General features: G+C 48.7%; 19 protein-coding genes. 7 read left to right on the top strand and 12 right to left on the bottom strand.

What is annotated here, in order from left to right:
• Positions 1-3: 3 nt before the first annotated feature.
• The 3 genes from BMX05_RS06690 to BMX05_RS06680 form a co-directional block, all read right to left on the bottom strand.
• On the bottom strand, positions 4-819 hold the full coding sequence (locus BMX05_RS06690) for a TatD family hydrolase (protein WP_093309249.1): 816 nt from the start codon (positions 817-819) through the stop codon (positions 4-6).
• Between the two features lie 30 nt (positions 820-849).
• Complete coding sequence (locus BMX05_RS06685; RefSeq protein WP_093309248.1) at positions 850-1191, bottom strand: PilZ domain-containing protein; 342 nt, start codon at positions 1189-1191, stop codon at positions 850-852.
• Positions 1192-1334: 143 nt separating this feature from the next.
• Positions 1335-2957 (bottom strand): methyl-accepting chemotaxis protein, encoded by a 1623-nt coding sequence (locus BMX05_RS06680; protein ID WP_093309246.1) that lies wholly within the window; start codon positions 2955-2957, stop codon positions 1335-1337.
• Between the two features lie 306 nt (positions 2958-3263).
• Here BMX05_RS06680 and BMX05_RS06675 point away from each other — a divergent pair, with 306 nt between their 5' ends.
• Positions 3264-4136, top strand: coding sequence for a prephenate dehydratase (locus BMX05_RS06675; protein WP_093309244.1), 873 nt, complete (start codon positions 3264-3266; stop codon positions 4134-4136).
• Positions 4137-4220: 84 nt separating this feature from the next.
• Here BMX05_RS06675 and pdxB read toward each other — a convergent pair whose 3' ends face one another.
• Complete coding sequence (pdxB, locus tag BMX05_RS06670; protein ID WP_093309243.1) at positions 4221-5378, bottom strand: 4-phosphoerythronate dehydrogenase PdxB; 1158 nt, start codon at positions 5376-5378, stop codon at positions 4221-4223.
• A 320-nt stretch (positions 5379-5698) separates the two neighbouring features.
• On the opposite strand from pdxB, the gene BMX05_RS06665 reads away from it, so the two are divergent.
• From BMX05_RS06665 to BMX05_RS06645, 5 genes are read left to right on the top strand one after another with little or no spacing between them, the layout of a single operon-like run.
• A complete protein-coding gene (locus BMX05_RS06665; RefSeq protein ID WP_093309240.1) occupies positions 5699-7201 on the top strand; it encodes a RimK family protein in 1503 nt (500 codons plus the stop codon).
• A 45-nt stretch (positions 7202-7246) separates the two neighbouring features.
• A complete protein-coding gene (locus tag BMX05_RS06660; RefSeq protein ID WP_093309238.1) occupies positions 7247-8344 on the top strand; it encodes an MlaE family ABC transporter permease in 1098 nt (365 codons plus the stop codon).
• Between the two features lie 8 nt (positions 8345-8352).
• Positions 8353-9117, top strand: coding sequence for an ABC transporter ATP-binding protein (locus tag BMX05_RS06655; RefSeq protein WP_093309237.1), 765 nt, complete (start codon positions 8353-8355; stop codon positions 9115-9117).
• 11 nt (positions 9118-9128) lie between these two features.
• Positions 9129-10064, top strand: coding sequence for an MlaD family protein (locus tag BMX05_RS06650; RefSeq protein WP_093309235.1), 936 nt, complete (start codon positions 9129-9131; stop codon positions 10062-10064).
• A gap of 58 nt (positions 10065-10122) precedes the next feature.
• Positions 10123-10716, top strand: coding sequence for an ABC-type transport auxiliary lipoprotein family protein (locus BMX05_RS06645; RefSeq protein WP_177166817.1), 594 nt, complete (start codon positions 10123-10125; stop codon positions 10714-10716).
• 186 nt (positions 10717-10902) lie between these two features.
• Here BMX05_RS06645 and BMX05_RS06640 read toward each other — a convergent pair whose 3' ends face one another.
• Positions 10903-11793, bottom strand: coding sequence for an alpha/beta hydrolase (locus tag BMX05_RS06640; RefSeq protein ID WP_177166816.1), 891 nt, complete (start codon positions 11791-11793; stop codon positions 10903-10905).
• Between the two features lie 151 nt (positions 11794-11944).
• The gene (locus BMX05_RS06635) at positions 11945-12451 is read right to left on the bottom strand and encodes a SixA phosphatase family protein (protein ID WP_093309230.1); all 507 of its coding nucleotides are present in this window, start codon (positions 12449-12451) and stop codon (positions 11945-11947) included.
• A gap of 334 nt (positions 12452-12785) precedes the next feature.
• On the opposite strand from BMX05_RS06635, the gene BMX05_RS06630 reads away from it, so the two are divergent.
• Entirely contained in the window at positions 12786-14513 is a 1728-nt protein-coding gene (locus BMX05_RS06630; RefSeq protein WP_093309229.1) for a DUF4214 domain-containing protein, read from the top strand.
• A gap of 324 nt (positions 14514-14837) precedes the next feature.
• Here the strand turns inward: BMX05_RS06630 and BMX05_RS06620 are convergent, their stop codons facing one another.
• The 6 genes from BMX05_RS06620 to BMX05_RS06595 are packed head-to-tail and all read right to left on the bottom strand — an operon-like array spanning position 14838 to position 23231.
• Positions 14838-15164 carry a DUF2149 domain-containing protein gene (locus BMX05_RS06620; RefSeq protein ID WP_175527606.1) on the bottom strand — a complete coding sequence of 109 codons (327 nt, stop codon included), beginning with the start codon at positions 15162-15164 and terminating at the stop codon, positions 14838-14840.
• Entirely contained in the window at positions 15161-15667 is a 507-nt protein-coding gene (locus tag BMX05_RS06615; protein ID WP_091824929.1) for a MotA/TolQ/ExbB proton channel family protein, read from the bottom strand. Before BMX05_RS06615 ends, BMX05_RS06620 begins: the two co-directional genes overlap by 4 nt.
• 40 nt (positions 15668-15707) lie before the next feature.
• Positions 15708-19802 (bottom strand): cobaltochelatase subunit CobN, encoded by a 4095-nt coding sequence (gene cobN, locus BMX05_RS06610; protein WP_093309226.1) that lies wholly within the window; start codon positions 19800-19802, stop codon positions 15708-15710.
• Positions 19803-19813: 11 nt separating this feature from the next.
• The gene (locus BMX05_RS06605; RefSeq protein WP_093309225.1) at positions 19814-22081 is read right to left on the bottom strand and encodes a TonB-dependent receptor; all 2268 of its coding nucleotides are present in this window, start codon (positions 22079-22081) and stop codon (positions 19814-19816) included.
• A 2-nt stretch (positions 22082-22083) separates the two neighbouring features.
• Positions 22084-22821 carry a TonB family protein gene (locus BMX05_RS06600; protein WP_093309223.1) on the bottom strand — a complete coding sequence of 246 codons (738 nt, stop codon included), beginning with the start codon at positions 22819-22821 and terminating at the stop codon, positions 22084-22086.
• Between the two features lie 5 nt (positions 22822-22826).
• Positions 22827-23231: an ExbD/TolR family protein gene (locus BMX05_RS06595; protein WP_093309221.1), complete on the bottom strand. Its 405-nt coding sequence runs from the start codon at positions 23229-23231 to the stop codon at positions 22827-22829.
• Positions 23232-23241 lie beyond the last annotated feature (10 nt).

Below are 23241 nucleotides of genomic sequence, written 5' to 3'. Positions count from 1 at the left end.
TGACTAACAACAAACAGGGTAACCAATGGGCGACGCTCGTTGAAATAGGCGATAAAAGTTTTCCGTCGTTGCTGTGGCTAATTCTGGTAGTGAGATGCCTCTCGCATCAGCAATACACTGAGCCACCTCATACACATAAGCCGGTTGATTGACCTTGCCACGATAAGGTACAGGCGCAAGGTAGGGGGCATCGGTTTCGATCAGCAAGCGATCTAGAGGCACACGGCGCGCCACTTCGCGTAGATCCTGGGCATTTTTAAAGGTCACAATCCCAGATAGAGAAATATACATCCCCAAATCTAAGGCCGCTTTTGCCATATCCCAATCTTCAGTAAAGCAATGCAGCACACCGGAAGCTTGCGTATCCAGCCCTTGACGCAAAATCGCAAGCGTAGCTTGTTTCGCTTCACGTGTATGTACAATCACAGGTAGTTGCAACTGACGCCCTGCCTGCAAATGGGTATAAAAACGTGCTTCTTGCACTTCACTAGCAACAGCTTCCGTATAATGGCTATCTAAACCAGTTTCACCAATGGCCACCACTCTTGGCTGTGCTTTTGCCAAAGCGCATAAGGTCTCTAGGCTAGGTTCTTGTTCCACTTCATATAAAGGATGGACTCCAAGAGATACAGAGACATCTGGATATCTTTGTGCCAACAACAACATTTGTGGCCAAGTGCTTAAATCAACACTCACACATAAAAAATGCGCCACGCCACGTGCACGCGCCTCAGCAAGCCTTTGATCTAAAGCTTCGGGCGCAAGTTTAAGCATATCTAAATGACAATGGGAATCGACAAGCGTTAAGGTATTTTTCATAAATAGGGATAAACTAGTTTAAAATATGTGTTATAACGTATAAGTTGGACGTCCTGAGCTCAAAGCACCGGCTAGGTAGGTTTCTATTTTATCACGCACCAAACTTTGATCTTCATTAAACTGCAGGCCTATACCCGGTGTACGCCGACCTTGCGCGCCTTGCGGTGTCACCCACACGATTTTGCCCGCAACAGGTAACTTTTGTGGTTCGTCAATCAAACTCAATAACATAAAAAGTTCTTGCCCTGGGCGAAACCTGCGTGTGGTAGGAATAAACAACCCGCCAAAACGCAGAAAGGGCATATAGGCAGCATAAAGCGTTTGCTTGTCCTTGATCGTTAAAGTTAAGACATTACGGGCTGCGGCGCTCATAAGCTATCATCCCAGGTTGAAGGTTGATCATCTGTTTACTGCCACTCAAATTCGGCTACTAGTGATAAAGTATCGGCGATCTTGGCTTAACTTGAACACAAATCAAGTGATTTCCTTCAACACAGGTATTTTTAACAAACAAACTAATACAATTTAAAGCCTTGTACTAACTTATCAAGACGCTGAGCAAGGCTCACAAGTGCATCACTGACCTGCGCCGTACTTTGTGCATCATCACGGGTACGCTCTGCGATTTCATTGATAGATTGAATCAAAGCATTCACTTCTTCTGTGACCTGCTCTTGCTCATGTGCCGCTTGTGCCATTTGGCTATTTAAGGCATTAATGCCTGATACCGCCTGTGTAATGTGACCTATCGATTCTGCAACTTGCTGGACATCTGTGACCCCTTGGCGTGCATCCTGATTGGCCGCTTGCATCACCTTGATGGCCTCTTGTACTTCCTGCTGAAGCTGTTGAATTGTTTGCTGAACTTCTTGGGTTGAGACATGGGTACGATTTGCTAATGAGCGGACTTCATCAGCCACCACAGCAAATCCGCGTCCTGCTTCGCCCGCGCGGGCTGCTTCAATTGCTGCATTTAAGGCTAATAAATTAGTTTGCTCTGCAATCGAAGTGATCATGTCTAATACATGGCCCACCTGTTCACTGTAATCTCCCACTTTATTAATGACTTGAGTCGCTGATTCAATGCTCTTACTCAAATTTTCAATGCCTTGGATCGCACCTTGTGTCAGCTGATGACTTTGCTGAGCTTCACTATCTGCATCTTGGGAAGCTTCTGAAGTACGTGCCGCATGTTGCATCATCTCTTGTACACAAGAGCGCATTTGCTGCATTGCCGACACCACATTTTCTGTTCCGTGGCACTGTTCACTTGCTGCTTGAGTTGTTTGATCCGAAACTTGCGAGATTTGCTGTGCCGCTTGTTGCAAGGTTTGTGTTGTACCAGCGACTTGCTGCAGGCTATCACCAAAGCGTTCTAGCATGCGATTAAAGGTATTGGATACCATACCTATTTCGTCAGTCCGCTGCACATCTTGGGTGCGCAAACTTAAGTCTGAATCTTCTTCTATCTGCTGCATGACATTACGTAGACATTCTATAGGACGTATAATTAAGTGCCTGACTAAAAACACCATTAAACTCATGCCTACAATAAATAATAAAACTTGTACTCCAGCCAAACGCCACAAATTCCCACGAATTTGACCATCCAACTCAGCTAAGGAATAACTGATACGCACGGCCCCAACAATGGTGCCTTCATCGACAATGTGGCAGGTTAAACAATTGGTGCCTCTATAATTGCTCGTTGCAACAATCGGTTTAACCACAGTTAACAAGCGCCCGTCTTGCGTATCTTCTATTAGAGTGATGTCTTCTCCCTGCAAACCACGCTGGTCTAATGCATCTTTGACTTGTTCCTCCGCACGTCCTGGGCCAAAAAAGCGCGTAATTGGCTCACCACGGACAATACGCGCATCTACAACCCCAGGTTGGCTCATGACCTTGGTACGCAAAATATCTCTATTATCCAACGTCCCAGTAATCATCATAATATTTAGGGCGTCAAAATAAGAATCCGCAGTATCATGAGTGTGGCGTGTAATCACATTTTCGACCAAGGTCCGTTCGCTGTGTACGGTAAAAGCCATGGAAACCAGCATAATCAATACGAGTACGCCGACCAAAGCCGCACTTATCTTAGCTTGCACACTCATTCCCGCAGTTTTTTTAGGCATGCTTGTTAACTCCGCATACGTCACTAGGCTTGGCCTGTACGCATTTTAATGCCTTCGCTTATACTACGAAGGTCGTTTTATTAGGCAGCTTATCGAAAATTTATCTAGACGCAATCAAGACAAAAACATGAAGCACTACAAGCATCCATCTTAACCCATCATCAGATGCTCGGATTTTATTCATTTATAAGGCATGATTTCAAGCATTCTACTTTAGTCGCCTTTCTCTCCGTTTAGAAACCGGATTTGCAAGCACGTTCGCCAAAACATTATCACTTTACTATCATCACCAAGGTAAATTTATTTATGTCATCCACAGATCAAGCCAAGGTTTCCCCACAAATCATTGCCTATCAAGGGCATGAGGGGGCTTATTCTCATTTAGCTTGCCGCAATGTCTTTCCAGAAGCGCAAGCCTTAGCTTACCCAAGTTTTGAACAAGCCATGCAGGCCGTCGTCAAACAAGAAGCACAAGTTGCCATGATTCCGATTGAAAACTCGACAGCAGGCCGTGTTGAAGAAATCTACCGTGCTTTACCTAAAGCAGGTCTATTTATTATTGGCGAATATTTTCAACCTATTCATCATTGTTTATTAGCTTTACCTGAAGCCAACCCAACAGAAATTCATACCGTCGCATCACACCCCCAAGCGCTTGCCCAATGTGCACGCCATATCCAAGCTTTAGGCTTAGTTGCTGAGGCCGCTTCTGATACAGCAGGGGCTGCTAAAGCGCTTGCACAAGCAAATAATCTCCATCAGGCTGCGATTGCTTCTAGCATTGCCGCTGAGCTATACGGACTGAAAATCTTAGAATCTCAGTTTCAGGATGAAGATACCAACACAACCCGCTTTGTTATTCTTGCAAACTGCCCCATAGAACTCACTTATCAAGTAAAAACACCTTATCTAACTTCGTTATTATTTAAAGTAAGAAATTTGCCAGCCGCCTTGTATAAAAGTTTAGGTGGCTTTGCAACCAATGGGATTAACATGGTCAAACTAGAAAGCTATATGGATAGACGCACCTTTACAGCCACAGAATTTTATCTCGAAGTAGAAGCACATCCGCAAGATCCCGCAATGCAACGTGCTCTAGAAGAGCTTGGCTTTTTTGCTGAAGATGTCCGCTTATTGGGCAGCTATCATCCCCACATATTGCGCTACCAGTACGCTTAGTGAATAAAAAAAGCACCAAAAATTTAGGTGCTTTTTTGTCAGCCTACTTTCTTATCAATAAAAGTTTAATTGATGATTCTTTGATTAGTTAAGCTTCACTTTAAACCCTAAACTAATCAATTTTTGCGCCAAAGCCTTTTGTTTACTTTTCAACTCTACGCGCACATTAGCAAACTCACGACGCACAGGATAATCACGGCGTAATTGATCATAGGCTTGCGCCGGCGTTAAAGTACGCAAAGCTAAACGCAAAGCAAGATCATCCGAGCGCACATCATAACAAGCACGAATGAGCGTGCGCACCCCTTGTTCAGGTAACATCTGTGCAGAAAAATTAATTTTACGTAGCGGTGGCTCAGGGATCAGCTGACCTAATTGCTTACGCATTGGCAGGCCAAAGTGCTGACATAAGCTTTGGCAGACCATTTCAGTCCCTCGCAATTTACCGTCCAAACTGTACCCAGCAATATGCGGTGTTGCTAAAGTTACCAATTTAACTAGTTCCGCATCAAAGTGCGGTTCTTGTTCCCACACATCTAATACAGTTAAAAGATCTTCCTGTGTCTGTAAACGTTTTTTCAAAGCTTGGGTATCTATAACAGCACCACGGCCGCTATTAATAATAATTTTGCCTGCAGCTAAATTTTGAATACGTTTTTTATCTAGCAAGTGATGCGTTGGATGCACTCCTGAGCTAATTAATGGTGTATGTAAGGAAATAATGTCTGCTTGCTCTAATAAAGTATCTAGATCAGCCCAACAAGATTCTGGAAAAGCCTGTTCATTTTTAGATTGTAGAGGAGGATCATTAATTAAGATGTTTACACCAACTTGGTGCAAGCGCTCATATAAACGTCCACCTACATTACCAGCGCCAATAATACCCACAGTTTTATCTTGTAATTCAAACCCTTCCCGCTCTTCTAAATAGACAAGCGCACTCAATACATATTCAACAACAGATTCTGCATTCGAACCTGGCGCATTAGCAAAAGCTATTTTTTGATTTTTTAACCATTTAAGATCAATATGATCCGTTCCAATGGTTGAGGTCCCTACAAAGCGTACGCCTGAATGTTGTAACAAATCTGCATCCACTTGCGTCACAGAGCGCACCAAAAGTACATCGGCTTCTTTAAGATATTTCGCTTTAATATCTCTTCCTAGATATACTTTAATCTTACCAATATCTGCAAAAAACTCTTGTACCAAGGGAATATTTTCGTCAGCAATGATGCGCATGGGTTAACCTCTAGCAGAGATGCTGTGAAGATAAGGTCTTCCAGTATGCCGCATTTGTTCGAAGGCAACAATTATTTGAGGGTGTAAAATCTCCTGATCCAACAAAGGGAATCCCCAAAATTAGTGCCTTGATTGCTAGAGATCAAAACCCGTCATAATACTGCACTTGCAAAAGCAATTTTGCACATAACAGAGGCTTTGTCTGTGCCTGTGCTATAGTGTGTTACTAATCTTTTCTTATCATCCAAGCTGCTTGGATGTAAGCTTGCCAAGCGCCGCTGGAATTTTTGACTTTTTTCATTTTTGTATGCGAGGAACGCATGTCGCGTTTACTAATCCTTGTTGATAAACCAGAAGATTGGACTGCTTTCTACCCCACAGAAGACCTGATCTCAGCGCAAGATTATCTTGCACAAGGGAGCCAGCAGGAAGATAACACACCGACCCAAGTGATTAATTTGTGTCGCAATTATCGTTACCTTAGCTATGGCTATTATTGCTCTTTACTTGCAGAAGCAAGAGGTCACAAAGTCATTCCATCAATTCAAACAATCAATGATTTAGGTAAAAAATCTATTTATGGTTTGAATATGGAAAGCTTAAATAAAGCGCTAAATAAAACACTAAGCAAAAATCCAGAACTTGCCCAGCAAGTCACTTGTGAGCAAGAGTTAAGTATTCAAGTTTGTTTTGGTCGTACACGCTTTGAGCCGTTAGCCGATTTAGCTCGCCAAATTTTTGAGCGTTTTCCTTGTCCAATTTTAAGTATTACTTTTCGTCAAGGGGAACATTGGTTAATTCAAGCAGTAAAACCTGAAGGTTTATCTCAACTTAAAACAAATGAAGAAGACACTTTTGCATATGCTTTAGATACCTTTTCACGCAAGGTATGGCGCAAACCCAGCTTAAAACGTAAATATCGTTATGATATGGCTATTTTAGTCGATCCAGAAGAGAAATTACCGCCTTCAAATACAGGTGCTCTGCGCCATATGATCCGTGCTGGGCGTCGTCTTGGTATTGATGTTGAGTTAATTCAAAAACGCGATTATACCCAGCTTGCTGAATATGATGCTCTTTTTATTCGTGAGACAACTTCAATTAGTAATCATACTTATAAATTCGCTAAAAAAGCTGAAATGGAAGGTATGATCGTGCTTGATGATCCAAACTCTATCCTCAAGTGCACGAATAAAGTCTATCTTGCTGATTTGCTGGCCAAAAAGGGCGTTCCTATTCCAGAAACACACTTTTTATATAGGGATCGCAAAGATACTCTAGATTTTTTAGTCAACCGGAATCAGTTTCCTTTAGTGCTCAAAATCCCTGATGGTGCTTTTTCAAAAGGTGTTGTAAAAGTAAGTCATGCAGAAGAATTAGTCACTCAAGCTAAAGCATTCCTTAAACAGTCTGCCATTGTTATTGCACAAGAATTCATGTATACAGATTATGATTGGCGTATTGGCATTTTAAATAATAAGCCTTTATTTGCTTGCCAATATTTTATGTCTAAAGGACATTGGCAGATTTATAATCATGCTGGTGGAAAATCGGTTTCTGGTGCTTTTCGTACCTTACCAGTACATGAAGTACCCACTAAAGTCCTTAAAGTCGCCCTTAAAGCCACTAAGCTCATAGGTAATGGACTATATGGTGTTGATATTAAACAAAGTGGTGATCGTATTGTTGTTATAGAGGTAAATGATAACCCCAACTTAGACGCTGGGGTTGAAGATGCGTTTCTTAAAGATGATTTATATCGTTTACTGATGGAAGACTTTTTACGCCGCCTAGAATGCCAACGTCTAGGTTTAAGTTTATAAAGACCCAGTGAGTATAGGAGTGATTTTTATCACTCCTTTAATATTATGCCCCTTGATGATTACCTCTATCTTGACACAGAAAACAAGCTTTATTTACAAGGTGCTTGGCATACCAAGACCCTAGCTTTTATCGAAACACAGGTGCGCAACCATTGCCACCCTGAGTATTTACAAAGCGTCACTCATATTCATGCAGATATTACGCATTTAGATACTAATGCAGCTTATCTCTTGGTAAAGTTATGCCGTTATTTTAACCTTGATCCTGAAGGTTTAACTAAAGAACAACAGCAAACGTTTACCTTAGTGACAGCACACCTCTCTCCTATTCCTGCTAACCAAAACAACTTGCCTTGGTTAGCTTCTTTTGGTAAAGCCTGCTTATCCCCTATACTCCAAGCAAAAGCCATGCTCGCTTTTCTTGGTGAAATGAGTTGGGCTTTAGCAGAGCAAATACGCCAACCCAGCAAAATTCGTCTTGGGTTAATTCTCTCTGTGATTGAAAATGCTGGTGCTTATGCAATTCCTATTATTAGCTTATTATCCTTCCTTATGGGCGCTGTCATTGCTTATCAAGGTGGACTGCAATTACAGACTTATGGCGCTAATATTTTTATTGTTGAACTGGTCAGCCTCACTTTATTACGCGAGCTTGCACCTTTAATTACAGCGATTATTGTTGCAGGTCGCTCTGGCTCTGCTTTTACTGCAGAAATTGCGACCATGTCTATTAATGATGAAATTCGTGCAATGCAAAGCTTAGGATTATCGCCGCAACATATTCTTGTTCTTCCTAAAGTAATGGGGTTGATTTTTGTATTACCCTTATTAACTGCGTTAGCAGATGTGGCTGGACTTGCTGGTGGCATGTTAGTTGCATTATTACAACTTGATGTCAGCTTTTCTGAGTTTTTACAACGTGTTCCTGAAACGGTCTCAGTCAATCATTTTTTAGTAGGTATTAGTAAGAGCTTTGCTTTTGCATGGATTATTGCACATGTCGGCTGTATGCAAGGGTTCTATGTACAAGGGGGCGCAGACAGCGTTGGCCGCCAGACAACTAAAAGTGTTGTACAATCTATTTTCTTAGTTATTTTGGCGGATGCACTTTTCTCCATCCTGTTTACATGGTTAAAAATTTAAGGTGCGCCATGTCTTCTATTATTCATATTCAAGGTTTAAGTACCAAATTCCAGACAGATACGGTTCATGAGAACTTACATTTACGTGTCAAAACAGGCGAAATTTTAGGCATTGTCGGTGGTAGTGGTACAGGTAAATCCGTATTACTCAGTCAAATTGCTTTATTAAGACGTCCAAATGCTGGTGAAGTTTATTTATTTGAACAAGCTACGGCTAACCTAAGCGAAAAAGCTTTATTACCAATACGTCAACGCATTGGTGTCATGTTTCAACAAGGTGCTTTATTTTCTTCCTATACAGTGTTGGAAAATATTTGTGTTCCTTTGCGCGAACATACCAAGCTTTCTAACAATTTAATTCGTGAGCTGGCGATGCTCAAGCTCAAACTTGCCGGCTTACCAGATCATGCAGCCCATAAAATGCCTAATGAACTAAGCGGCGGTATGCTTAAACGTGCAGCTGTAGCAAGGGCTTTAGCTTTAGATCCAGAATTACTCCTTTTGGATGAGCCTTCCGCTGGTTTAGATCCTGTAGGTGCACATGCCCTCGATGAGCTTATGATAAGTCTCAATACAACCCTTAAGTTAACCTTGGTGCTGGTGTCCCATGACTTAGATTCATTATGGCGTGTTACCCATAGAGTTGCGTTTTTAGGGCGTAAGCAAGTTTTACAAGTGGCTGATATGCAAACGCTTAGCCAATCAGATGATGAATTAATTCAGAACTATTTTAGTAATCCGCGTGCGCATGCGGCGCAAGCGCGTCAACTCTAGCGGAGATAAATATGCAGGCTCGTGTTAATTACACTTTAGTTGGCGCTTTTGTGCTTGCGGGTATCACCTTATTAAGTGCGATTTTATGGTGGTTACTCTATGATCGCCAACAAATTCCCATGTTGCCCTATGATACTTATATGTATGAATCTGTCTCTGGGTTAAATCCTAAAGCACCTGTAAAATATAAAGGTGTTCAAGTAGGTTATGTTGAGCGTATTAGCTTAGACAAAACAAAATTTGACCGTGTTCATTTACGCTTACATATAGAAAAAGATGTTACCCTTACTGAAGATACTAGCGCGACTTTAGCAACACAGGGTATTACTGGACTAGCTTATGTGGAACTTTCTGGTGGATCACATTTTTCCCCTGCGTTAATGTCAAGCGATAAACAAGTTGCAGAAATCCCATCACGTCCTTCTAAGTTAATGGAAATTAATCATGCTTTATCTAGTTTATTTGCACAGTTTGCTTTATTAAGTGAGCGTTTAGATACATTGGCATTACAAATGAGTGATTTATTAAAAGAAAGTAACCGCCAAGAATTTGCACGCATTTTACAAAATACACAAGCTTTGTTAACAGAACTTCGGGGGCTTACCCAAGATACACGTCAATTTACCAATCAAGAATTACGTGTTCAATTAGATACTTTGCTCACTAGTGTGACCCAGTTGGCAGAAAGCAGCCGCCATGAATTAGCGCAAACACGCCAAAATCTCACACAAGCTCTGACTGCAATCCAAGCAGATACACAGCAACTTGCTGCGACTTGGACAAAAACTGGGCAAAGTGCCCAAGGTGTCAGTCGAGATGTGAGTCAAAGTTTGGCCCAGATCACCCCACTTGTTCAGCAACTACAAAATCTCGTAAAAAGTCTAGAAGCACGCCCTAATCAGGTTGTTTTCGGCAAGCCTAGGCCTGCACTTGGACCTGGGGAATAAATTCATATAACAAAGGGGTAAGACAATGGCGAGAAATTTTATCAGGTGTTGTGGAATTTTGACTATTGGTTGGCTTTTAAGCGCTTGCAGTTTACAGCCGGTACACCACGCTCACTTATTATGGTTAGAAACTGAACCTGCACAAAAACAAGCACTTACCTTAGATACGCAATTGATTATTTTGCCAGTGCAAGTTCCCTCCAGCTTGGCAACCCAAGACTTGGCTTACCGAAATACAGGGCAAGAAATTGCTTATTTTGCAACCTACCAATGGGCAAATCCACTACCAGAGGCTATCCAAATCTTGCTAACACAATATTTAAGCCAAACAGGCCGTTGGCGAGCGGTTAGCCGAGCACAAGTGGGCCTGAATAATCCTTGGCAATTGGATACACAAGTCTATGCTTGGTGGTTTGACTATCAAGATTTACAAAATCCACATTTTTATATTCAATTGAACGCGAATCTTGTAGATCAACAAGGACATATCCATCAACAATGGCCTTGGCAGATTCGCGTTCCGCTAACCCAGCTTGGTCCTCAAGCCTTAGCACCTGAGCTAAAACAAGCTCTGACACAGTGGCTACAAAGCCTAGAGCAGCAGCTACAGATTTTTTTCACCCAACAGAAGATATCAATAAATAAACATTAAGATCATAGAGGCTTAGCGTGAAAGAAAGCTAACGCCTCCTGATTCGCCACTTCCTGCATAAATGAAAAGCCCCACGAGCATCACAAATAAGATCCCAAACACTATCCACATCAGGCGTTTGTCTTGCATGGCATCACCTATCAAGTCCGCATTAGCCTTATTCTTATTATGATCCATTCCATGCACTTAATGCACATGTTTTTGAATGAAACGGCCTGCTCGGCGTAAGGCTACGCCTGCTTGCGGAAGATAGTTATACATAAGTTGCCATACATGCGGCAAGTAGGCCCAATCATCTAGTGTGGCTTGGCCACCTTTTTCTGCAATCTTTTTGACAAGGCGCACAGCATCATCACGTAACAGTTCTTGCTGAGAAACCTGTACAAGAATAGGCGGCAGGTTTTCTAAATCGCCAAATAATGGGGAAACACCCGCATCTTCTAGATCAATATCTCGCGCATAAAGCTCTGCGAAGGCACGCATTTGCTGCTTATTAAGAATTAGGTCTGTGGCCGCGTTGAGATCTAAGGAAAGACTAGAACAAGTTAAATCAACCCAAGGCGACATAAACACAGCCGCAGCGGGTAAAGGTAAGCCATCTTGTTTAAGACGCTGCAAAAGCGCTAGTGCTAAGCCACCGCCAGCAGAGTCTCCTGCAAGCGCAATGCTAGAATGTGCCGTCCCTTGCTCTAGTAGCCAATGGTAAGCGGCCAGTGCATCTTCAAGCGCTGCAGGGTAAGGAGATTCAGGTGCCAACCGATAGTCGATTGCCAAGATGCGCGCATCGGCAAAACGTGCCAAGTGGCAGACCAGTTCCCTATGTGTATCAATAGAACCTAAGGCATAGCCGCCACCATGTAGATACAAGATGTACCTCTGGCTTTGTTGACCTTCGACATGAATAAACTCTGCTTCACGTCCGGCGATGCACAAGCTTTGACGCTGAATATCATGCGGCAAGCGCGTATTATTTAACAGGGCCTGTTGCTTTAAGTGCTCTTTTAACAACAAACACTGACTTGTCAAACATTGGCGGCTTAACAATTGGGTGCTTTTTTGCCAAAAATTTATAGGCATGGTGAACATCAAATGAAAAATTAACAACACGCAAAGCCATACCTCGTCTGTTGGCTGAGCCAGGAAAGCATACAAGCCTTACAGTGTATACTAAAGCACCGCATTTGCCATGTTTAAAGCTCTTATGATCGTGAACCCTAAGTCGCATTTTTTACTTGCAAATTGCGCCAGTTGCATATTGACCTGCGATAAGATCTTGCACATGCCAGAGCGCATGCAGGTCCATACAAGCTGCGGCACGTACTTCACCATGCAACCAAGCAGCACTGGCAGTATTCATAGGAACTAACTCATGCAAGTGTCCTTGAGTGAGTAAACTAATCACATCACTCACTAAAGGTTGGTGGCTAATTAATATTTGTGGGCTGGAAGCCAAGGTTAATATTTGCTCTAAAACGATATAGGGATCTTCCGTTGGCAAAAGCCAATCCAAGTCACCAACACTCGCGTTGTTCCAGTGTTGTGCCACCAAGTGCGCTGTTTGTTGCGTGCGTGTAAAAGGGCTTGCCCAGATTTGAGGTGCTTCAGGTAGGTGCTGAGCAAGCCAAGCTCCCATCTCGGCCGCATGTGCCTGACCATAAGGGGTAAGAGGGCGAGCCTGATCAGGCCAAGAATAGACTGCCTCAGCATGACGCATGACCACCAAAACATTTTGCATCAGCGATACCCTCCTACTTCTTCAACAGACTAAAAAACTCAGCAATAGCATTACTTGCTTAAGATCGTTTGCATAGACCCAGTCAAGCTTTTGTCAGCTTTTGCTAACGCTTTTCAGTTTTGCTATGCCAATATTTTTGCATTGACTTTTATACGCAGAATTATACTTAGCGATATAAATAATATCTCATGCTATAAAATGATTTTTTTATCTATCAAAAGAAGCAAGGGTGAAAATATTTCATATACAGAGATGGCCTCAACTTGGCTTTGTTTATTAAAGTCGTTAAGCTTGCTAGCAAGTCTTTACACTTTGACATACAGGTATCTTCAAGATGCAAGTGACACGCACAACAGATACGCAGGCACTTTTCGGCGCTCTTTTAGAAGAGTATCAATGGAACAGCCAGCATTTAACCTATAGCTTCCCAGGGAGCCAAGTCCCCACAGCTTACTTTATTGAAAGTTACGGTTTAATGGAGTTACCTGCAAGTGAGACTTCTTTGCCAGCAGGTATTGAATGGCAAAGCATGCATCCTTTAGATGTGCAACAGCAAATGGCCTTCCGTGATATTTTGGATGAAGTTGAGAATTTAACCCAACTCACTTTTACGCAAGTTGCAGATACAGTGACTTACGGCGATATTCGCGTTGCTTTTACGGATATCAATGCTTATCTCGGGCCTTGGATTGCAGGCTACAGCTTTTTGCCTGCACCAAGCCAAACCAACCCAGATCAAGCCTTTGCCGAGTCCGCTGATATTTGGATTGATAAAAGTATGCTGCACGAACTCAGTGATGAGTTTGATCCAGAAGAGTTCGGTACCCATGTGCTACGTCACGAGTTAGGCCATGCTTTAGGTCTAGGGCATCCACACGAAAACAGCATGGAAGCCACTTTTGGTACCTTGGCACCTGAGTATGATTCTTGGCAATACACAGTCATGTCTTATAACTCGCATCCTGATATGCAAGAGTTAGCCTTGCCACAAACTTTTATGCCGCTTGATATTGCCGCCTTGCAACATATGTACGGCGTCAATACGGAATATCGTGCGCAAAACGATCGCTACACCTTTAGCGATGAACTGAGCATGCAAACTTTATGGGATGCCGGTGGCTGGGATACTTTCGATTTAACAGCCCTAAGTCGTGGTGTCACCCTAGATATGAACCCAGGAGCCTTTAGCAGCATTGGCCAACACCCTTACTCTTGGTATGCTTCTGGGCTAGCTGCCTACAATCAAAATACTTTTGCCCTTGCATATGGAGTTGAGATTGAAGAAGTCCTTGCCACAGAACATCAAGACTGGATTCAAGATGCCCACCACGCGATCTCTTATCAACTAGGTGGCGGCAATGATACCCTAGTGTATTTAGGTGGTAATGACCTGATTGATGGTGGCAACGGCCAAGATACTCTTGTCTTACCTGATTTAGAAAGCTGGTATTGGTGGCGTACAGGGGAATACCTGTATGGTCAGTATCAAGACCAAATCCTACGCTTGCATGACATCGAGAACTTACAAGATTGGAATGCGCAAAACCAGCTCAGCACCTTGTATCTTGGGCAAGGTAATAGCGCACCAGAAGAATTTAGCAGTCAAGTGTATTTAACCCACCCAACACCACAAGCCTATTGGCAAAGCGATATTCACACGCCCGCAGGGATAGGGGAAGCAGTCGAAGCGCAAGTGTATCGTTTATATCTAGGTGGTTTAGGGCGTACCCCTGAAGCAGCAGGCTTCCAATGGTGGGTTGATCAGGTCAAACAAGGCACCAGCCTACTTGATCTGGCCCAAGGCTTTTACAGCTCAGCAGAATTTCAGCAGGGTGCAGATACTAATACCAATGGCCAAGTGTCTCATCAAGAACTGGTTAATCATTTATACACACATGTTTTACAGCGTGAACCTGATCAAACCGGCTATTACTGGTGGCTTGATCAACTCAACCAAGGCCATACCCAAGGGGTGAAAGTGCTAGCAGATTTCACCCAATCGGATGAATTTGTTTTAAAAACCTTAGACGCTTTTGCTGATGATGCTTGGCTGTGGGTATAAGATGTTACTAAAATTTTTGCATCCTCCCCCCATAAGCAAACCCATCATCTTGGGGGGATTTCCACCACTAGATCACCATGCCACACATTTCAGGGCACAACGGAGATTTTTTCTCAAATACACTGGTATTTCAAGCATCACTTCGTTTGCCCCCTTGATCCAGAAAACCGGACAGGCGGGTCAGGCCAAGCGCCATCAGAGCACCAATCCACGGCAGATCCAGCAAGGTCATGCTTTCGATTTTGCCCGCCGCTTGCCAAAATGAAAGCGGCTGAGGCTCTGAATACGAACACAATAAAAGCCGCGTACAAGACAACCGGGATCCTAGCCCTCAGGCACATACACCATAGAGCCGTCCTGCAGCCGATAGGTGATGCCGGCCTTCACGCCTTCGCCTTCGCCTACTTCGCCTGAGGAGGTGTAGTGCTTGAGCGTTTCCCCCTCTTTGACGATCATCTCCATGTTGTCCTGCCCTGGGTTCTTCACCACGACCACCGAATCGCTGGTCAGAGGATTGAGCGGGTTCTGGATGATGACGATCAGCAGCACGGCGATGATCACCAGAAACACATCGATCAGGTTGACCACGCTGGTGATCGGATCTTCCTCGTCGTCACGCAGGATCGACAGGGGTCGGCGCTGTGTCGTCATGCAGCCTCCTTGAGTGGCACCGATGCCGCCTCTTGCTGGCTCAGCAGCTGGTGCAACTCCTCCAGCAGCCAGCGCTTGCGTACCGACAGAATCCAGTAGCTGACCGACGCCGCCAACAGCGCGATGATCACCGCCGAGAAGGCCACCACCAGATTGTCAGCCATGCTCTGGGTGTTGCCGGCCGCCACCGCCATCAATGCAGGTCCCATCGGGATCATGGTAGCGATCAGTCCCAGCATGGGTGCGATGCGGTTGATCAGCCGGGGCCACTCGGTCTGCTTCAGCAGCGCCAGCTCCAGCTGTTCCTGATCAATCCGGCCATGATGCCGGGCTACCCGTTCCAATGGCCCGGTGCGCTCCGGTCGAGTACGGCGTTGCACATACTCCATCAAAAACTGCCCAAGCATGAACAGGGCATAAACAAACATCAGTATCAGCACCAGCAACACCGGGGTCAGAAAAATGCCGGTGATGCTGTACAGCCATTGTTCCAGTTGGTTCATCTCATTTGATTCCTTTGATCAGATTCACTTCAGGCTCACATCAGGCACGGGCGCGGCGCCCTTGGTGCCAGAATCCCGCCGCAATTGGCAGCAACAACATAAACAGCCAGTAGTCCAGCGGGCTGTCCTGCACCTCCTGGCTCACCTCTTCCAGTTTCTGGCCGCTGACCTGCTCGCCCAGTGGCTGAGGTTCATTGGCGCCTTCCGGCGGTGGCGTGGCGGCACTGCTGGCCTGATCCGGCGCCGGTGCAGCACTGATGCCATAGCCCGCCGCCTTGTCGGCCACGAACTGGGCAAAGGTGCGGTTTTCGGTATAGACGTCATGTTTGGCCGCAATCTCGGTATACACCTCGACCAGCTCACGCAGGGTTTCGTCACTGGCCTCCCAGTAGCCCTTGCGGATCGCTTCGATCATGCGCTCGCTGATCTGCGCCAGCGCCGTGGGGTTGGACTGTTCGAACCACTCACGCAGCCCCAGCTCATACTTGTCCTTGACGTATACTTCGTGGAAGGCTTGCCACTGATCGTCCCTGACCACATTGCGATCCATCACCTGCCAGCCCCAGAAGTTGTTGATTGTTTTCAGCATGTTCAGAGTGCCGGCATAGTCTTCCTGCATCATCTCTTTGACCCAGTTCGGATGCTGGTACACCGACCTCAGCTCCATCGCCATGAAGTTGGCCGCATCCTGCAGCCGTGCCTTGCGCGGGTCGCGCATGTTGGAGATGTACAGCTGGGGTGCCTCGCCATCCAGGTATTTCACCGCCATGGAAATGCCGCCCAAATACTCGAACGGATGATCGGTATCCAGCAGTCCGCGCAGGTTGGAAGAGCGCGAGAAGACCGCCGCGTCGGTGCCTTTCAGGTGCTGAGCGTAGGTGTTCACCACCTTGCCTTCGGCGTCGGTCAGCTTGCGGCTCCACTGGCTGGCATCGGGGCCGTAGGCCCAGGACATGCGCGACAGGTATAGCTCTTCCAGCTTGCCGTCGCCCTCCTCCCACTGGTCCGATCCCAGCGTGGCCTCGGGCAGCTTGGTGCCGTAGTCGCCGCTTTCGGTGCCGAACACCCGTGTCAGCGCATGATTTTCCGCCTGCTCGGCAGGAATGCCCTGCGCCACCAGCTCTGCACGAATACGCTCGGTGTTGGCACGGACGAAGTTGAGTTCTTTCGGCTCCTTCAGCGCCGCCACCAGCATCACCGCTTCATTGAAACGCTCCATCACCACCGGGAACTGGTCACGGTAGAGCCCGGTCAGGGAAATCACGGTGTCGATACGCGGACGCCCCAGCTCCTGCTGCGGAATCGCTTCAATAGCGATCACCCGGCCACCGCGATCCCACACTGGCTTCACGCCCAGTGCCCAGAAGATCTGCGCCTCCAGCATGCCCAGATGACGCATGGTCTCGGTACTCCAGAGCGTGAAGGTCAGCTTCTGCGGATAACGTCCGTGCTGCGCCTTGTAGTTGTCGATCAGCTCCTGCATCGCCTTCACCCCGGCATCATAGGCGGCCTGGGTGGGCACCCGGTTGGGATCGAAGCCATAGATATTGCGCCCGGTCGGCAGCGCATCGGGGTTGCGGATCGGATCGCCACCATAGCTCGGATCAATGAATCCGCTGGACAAACCGGTAATCAGCGCCCGGGTTTCCGCTTCGGCGGCATAGTTGTCCGCCAGCTGACGTGCTTCCCTGACCAGCTGCTGCTGCGTCGGCGGCAGGGCATCCGTTGCGGCCTGCTGCACCACATACCTGAGGACGAAGCGGTAGGGCTCGGTCTGCTTGATCTGCTTATAGTCCGCCACGAACAGGGCATCCGGGTTATCGATGCCCAGCTCGGCGGCCAGTGGCTTGAGCAGAATCAGCATCAGATTCATCGCCCGGTGCTCGTCCGTCATGGTGTCGCCAAAGGTGTGCAGGCCCAACGGTTGCAGGGCTCCGGCCAGCAGTTCGATATGGTCTTCGACTCGACGCAGGTGGGTTTCGAAGCCCTGCCGCCAGGTCTGTTCCTCCAGCCCCACGTCCTTGTGCAGGTTCTGCTCGATCACTGCCTCAATGATATTGGCCCTGGCGGCCTGCTTGACCATGCCTTCATCCACGCTGTGGTATTCCTGCAGCATGTCGTTCAGCGCTGTCAGTTCCGGTGCCAGCCCGGCCGGTGAAAAGGCCGGTGTCTGGTGCGAAACTACCACCCCACGACCACGGCGCTTGACGTGGATCGCTTCGCCGATGTTGTCGACGATATAGGGATAGAGCACCGGCGTATTGCCCACCAGCAGGTTGGGATAATCATAGGCCCAGAGTCCGCGCTCCTTGCCCGGCGTCCACTCCTGGGAGCCGTGGGTACCGAAGTGGATGATGGCATCGCTGCCAAAGCCTTCACGCAGCCACAGGTAGGTGGCCAGATAGCCATGGTGCAGCGGCACCTTGGTGTCGTGGAACAGATCCTTTTCGCGCTCGTCGCCGGGCCGATCGCTGCGCTTGGGCTGCGGCAGGATCACCAGATTGCCGGCCTCAATACGCGGGATGGCAAAGCCCTTTACCCCGCCCTTCTCCACCAGCCAGCCACTGCTGTCCGCATCGCCCCAGAACCCGGTGATCTCGCTGCGCACACTGGCGGGCAGCGCCTCAAACCAGCGCTGATAGTCCGCCAACGGCATAAAGGCCCAATACTCGGTCGCCGTCAGTTCCTGCAACGCGTCTTTACGGTAGAAAGGCCGCAACAGCGTACCGAAGCTGTCGATCAGCGTCTGTTCGTCACGGCTCTCCAGCTGGTAGCCCTCGGCCTTGAGGTCTTCGATCAATTTGGCGACCGAGCGCGGCACGTTCATGTTGGACGCACTGATGTTCTGCTCTCCGGCCGGGGTGTTCCAGAACACCAGCGCCAACCGCTTGTCGGCATTGGCCCGGCGCTTCAACTGCGCCAGCTTGATTGTCTTGCCCAGCAACAGATCGAGCTGTTCCGGCATCGGCACCATCTCACCACCTTCGTTGGTCGACAGCACCACCGGGTCCTGAATACCGATGTACTCCGCCACCGACAGTCGGAACGGGATATAAAAAGTGCTGATACCGGCCAGATCTGACCGGTATTCCTCGCGGGTGCCGTTGCGATAGTTGATCACGTTCAGCACTGGCATGTTCTGCGCCCGGTAGCGCGCCAGCCGCTGGTCCGGCCCGACACCGAGAAAGGTGTTCACGGTCATCACGTCGACGATCAGTTGCCCGTCCAGCGTGATCAGTGGTTCGTCCAGCTGATGCGGTGCCAACTCCTTTGGATTGGGAAAATCGCCCGGATTGCGTTCGATCACCGGCTCGCCCTGCTCGGCCGCAGCCGTCGGCTGGCCGACTCCCGGCCGGCCCCCTTCCGGACGCCCGCCAGCGGAACGACCTTCACGGCGGGGCGGCGTCAGGCTGCGTGCATCGCGGTAGTACACAATGGGCACGGCGCTACGCACTTCAGCACCCTGAATAAATTCATCCAGCATGCGATTTTGCGCATCAGCAATATAGGTCGAGCTGGTTTCCATGCCGATCACCGGCAGGCCTTTCCAATCCTTGCCCATACGCTGCTGCCACCATTCCAGATAATCAGCCAGATCGGTAAACAGCTCACCCGGTGCATCCGGGTGGTAGATGGCGCCATCCGGCATCGGTACGGCATCGGGCACCTGCGCCCAGTCTTCGCCCTTGAGCCAGAGCGCCAGGAACTGGGCCAGATAGGCCCTGTTCTGCTCACGCCCGCCCAGGTAATAGGCATAGAGGCGCTCGGCAAAATCGGACTCGATCCGCTCGGCCCGCAGCCGGCTCATCCAGCTCATTCGGTTGATATGCACCACCGGCTTGGCAAAACGACGCCAGTAATCGCCTGCCTGACTGTCCACCTCGGCGATATCTTCCTGCCGAGGGGCATCGACAATGATCAGCCGGGCCGCCTTGACAGCAGCTTCCAGTGCAACGGCATCGGTGCGGCTGACATCATGCCAGTTCAGACCCACACCTTCGCTCCTGGCTGCCTGCGCAACCTGATCCAGCTTTTTCCCCAGTACAAAGTCGGTGGTCAGCAGCACTACATCCGCCGCGTTGACGCCGGTCGCCAGCAGACACAACATCACACTGGCCAGCACTCTCGACAACATGCTCAGCCCCCTCAGAAACGATAGCGCACACCGGCCTGCCAGCGGCGGCCGGTGGACGGAACGATGGACAGGTCTTCAGCGTTATAGACACCGTCATACTGCATGCCGGTGGCCGGACTGCCGTTGCTGTCGTTCACGCCACGGGCGATGATCCAGTATTCCTTGTCGAACAGGTTATCGATGCGCATGAACAGCTGAATGTTGTCCTGCTCACCGCTGCCAACCCTGAGGTTGTACTCGGCCATCAGGTTCACCAGCGTGCGTCCGGCCCACTTCTCCTGATTGATCTCATCGGCCCAGGCGGTGGAGCGGTAATCAACTTCGGTGGTCAGTTTCAGGTTGTCGATACCGTACCAGTGCAGCCGCGCATTGATCTGATGTGGCGAAACACGCGGTACCCGGTTACCGCTGTTGTCATAGTGCACCAGGGTGTAGCTGTTGGCCGGATCATTGAAACCGGCCGGATCGACATAGCCGAAGCGCCCGTAGGGGTTGCCCAACGCCTGATAGAAATCGTCGTAGCGGGTAAAGACGGAGTGCAGCCAGGTATAGGACAGGTCGAATGCAAAATCCTGATGCGGCTCGGTGGTCAGCTGGAGCTCAAACCCGCGCGTTCGCGTACCACCTATATTGTCGTAAATAGCCGCTTCACCCGTCACATCATGACTGGCGCTGTTCGGGCTGTACTGACCACTGGTGTCAAGAATGAAATCATCACGTTCGACCTGGAAAACAGACGCACTGAGCGCACTGGGCCAGCCACCGAGATTGAAAGCCTGACGAAGTCCCAGTTCGTAGGTCAAGGATTCTTCGGGTTCCAGATTCGGGTTGTTGGCCACCGCCTGGTCGCCGCCGAGATCGGTGCGGTACAGCTGCGACAACGTCGGCGTTCTGAAACCGGTGGAGGCACTGGCAAACAGTGTAGAGCCCGGGGTCAGGTCGTGGGTCAGCCCCAGACGCCAGGAGTTGACGTTGAAGGCCTTGTCAGCGTCGGTGTCACTCAGATGGTCTCGGTACTCAACCTCAATTCGGTCATGGCGGGCATTGGCGGTCAGCGTGGTGTCCTGCGCCAGTTGATACTTGAACTCCACGAACAGCGCCTGGGTGTCGGTTTGACCTTCATCCTCGCTGAGCAGTGTGCCCGCAGCCGTGGTCGCGCCCCGAGAAAAGGTGCGATAGTCCCTCAACGCGCGCACTGTATTGTCCGTGCTGTCCCGGCGCAGATCCAGCCCCAGCAGTGTCCCCAGGCGGTCGCCGCTGTGGTTGAACTCTAGCTTCAGGCCACGCTGGGTTTGGGCATAATCAGTATCATACTTGTAATCATCCGCCGCCATGGTGCGCGCACCCGTGCCATCATAACTCATCGGGGCCGACCAGTAGCTGGTATCGTCCGTGTACTGATAGACTAGGCCACTCAGGCTCAGGCTATCGTTCAGCTCACGTGAATACGCCAGATTGAGGCGTTCAAGATCCACATCGAAGTTGCGGGTATAGTCACGTGACGCGGTATTGCCTTCGGGGTCGGTCGCGGCTTGGGTCGCACCCTTGACTGAGCCGTTGCGGTCCCGATAACGGTCCGACTTTTCGAAGCCAAAACTCAGATCGCTGACCTCATCCGGATACCAGGTGACGTTGCTTGACAGGGTTTCCGACCAACTGTCACCCAACGCATAGAAACTATCGCTGCTGCGGTCGGCGTACTGAACATGCGCCTGCAAGTTGTCGGTCCCGCCACCAGCTCTCAGTACGGAGCGCTCATAGCCGAAGCTGCCACGCTCATGCTCCAGCGAAACGCCTTGTTGCGCATAACCACGCTTGGTCTTGATGATGACAGCACCGGCCAGCGCGTCTTCACCGAACAGATAGGACGCCCCACCCTTGACCACATCGATGGACTCGATGTTATCCAAATCGATATTGACCTTGCCGGTGCGCTCAAACACGGGCACGCCGTCAATCACGATCACCACACCCGGCGGCTCACCCATGTAACGCTGATTCTCGACCCCCCGGATCTTGATCTTGATATCCTCACCGCCGGACTGATCCGTGGTGATGCCGGGGATCGCCTGCAATACCTGCTGCAGGTTCTGGGCATGCTGCTGCTCGATCTCTTCCCGCGACAGCGACACAGTGGAGTTGGGTTGAGTTCTGTCCTCACCGAAACGGTCCTCGATAGTCGAGGAGTACACCCGAATCACCTGCTCCTGTGCCTGTGCGGCGGCAATCGGCAAACCCGCCAAGACCATGGCGGCCCAGAATTTTTCATATCTTTTCATGGTTAGATCCTGTCTTGAAGCGAATAAATCATGCGAATCTGCACACTGACTGGCGCCTGCCCTGGGTCGGGGGGATAGGGCAAGGCGCGACGTACCGCCTGCAACGTCGAAGCGCGAAACGCGGTATGCCCTTCCAACCAATGAAATGCCTGCATCTCTCCCGTGTCGTTAATACTGACGCTGAACAGCACTTCATCGGACAGTCCCCTCGCTCGGGCACGGCGCGGGTAGGTTTTATGTTGCTCGATACGCTGAGTAAGACGCTGGGCATAACTGGGTTGAAGCGGTTTGGACGCTGTATTATTCACAGGTGGTGCAGGAGATAGCGCGGGCATCGCCGACGCAGCGGACGGTGGTGATGCAACAGCAGCAAGACTTGCTGTCTGGTCAACAGACGCCGTGACATCTTTCTCCACTTGAGAAACCCTGGCTGGCCTTCGAGAAGGTGTAGACTCGGCAGGCACGCGAGACTTTTCCTGAACAACCCTGTCTTGCCTGACGTTTGGTTCCGGCTGATCAGCGGCTACTGCTACAGCTGCTGATCGGGTACTTGGCGGAGCCTGAACAGGAGGGGGCGGAGCTTGGACGGGAGCTGCCTTCAATTGATAAATGGCCACCAATACAGGCGCAGCTGTATAGTCCGGTGAGTGCGTTACTCCTCTAAACCAGTCCAGGTCCCAAAAAAACCAGATCAACATCACATGCATCAGGCAGGAGAGCAGCACGCCCTTGAAGATCATGTCAGCTACCTCACCGGCTCTTCAACGGCAAAACCGATACTTGATACGCCCTCTTGTCTCGCCCTGTCCATCAACGCCATGACTGGCTCAAACGGAGATCGCTTATCAACTCTCAGTAGCAGTGATTGTTGTTGTTCGACCATTTGCAACAACAGGGCATCTAACTGTTCATCAGACAGCAACTGGTCAGCTTTATATAAATGGCCCATTAAATTTATATTAATAAATACAGCATTATCGAGGCTTTTCTCATGACCACTTTTAGCATCGGGTAAACTGACTTCGAATTGTTTTTCATTAATAAAGTGTGATGTCAGCATAAAAAACACCAGAAGAATGAAAACAATATCGATCAATGGCGTTATATTAATACTCTGGTTGGATAACCGCTTGCGAGGATAATACTGCATGGCATTTTCC

The organism is Allopseudospirillum japonicum, from assembly GCF_900108915.1.
In the GTDB taxonomy this organism is placed as follows: Bacteria; Pseudomonadota; Gammaproteobacteria; order Pseudomonadales; family Halomonadaceae; genus Pseudospirillum; species Pseudospirillum japonicum.
Note: the sequence above shows the minus strand (reverse complement) of the source record. Positions and strands in the feature narration are given on the sequence as shown.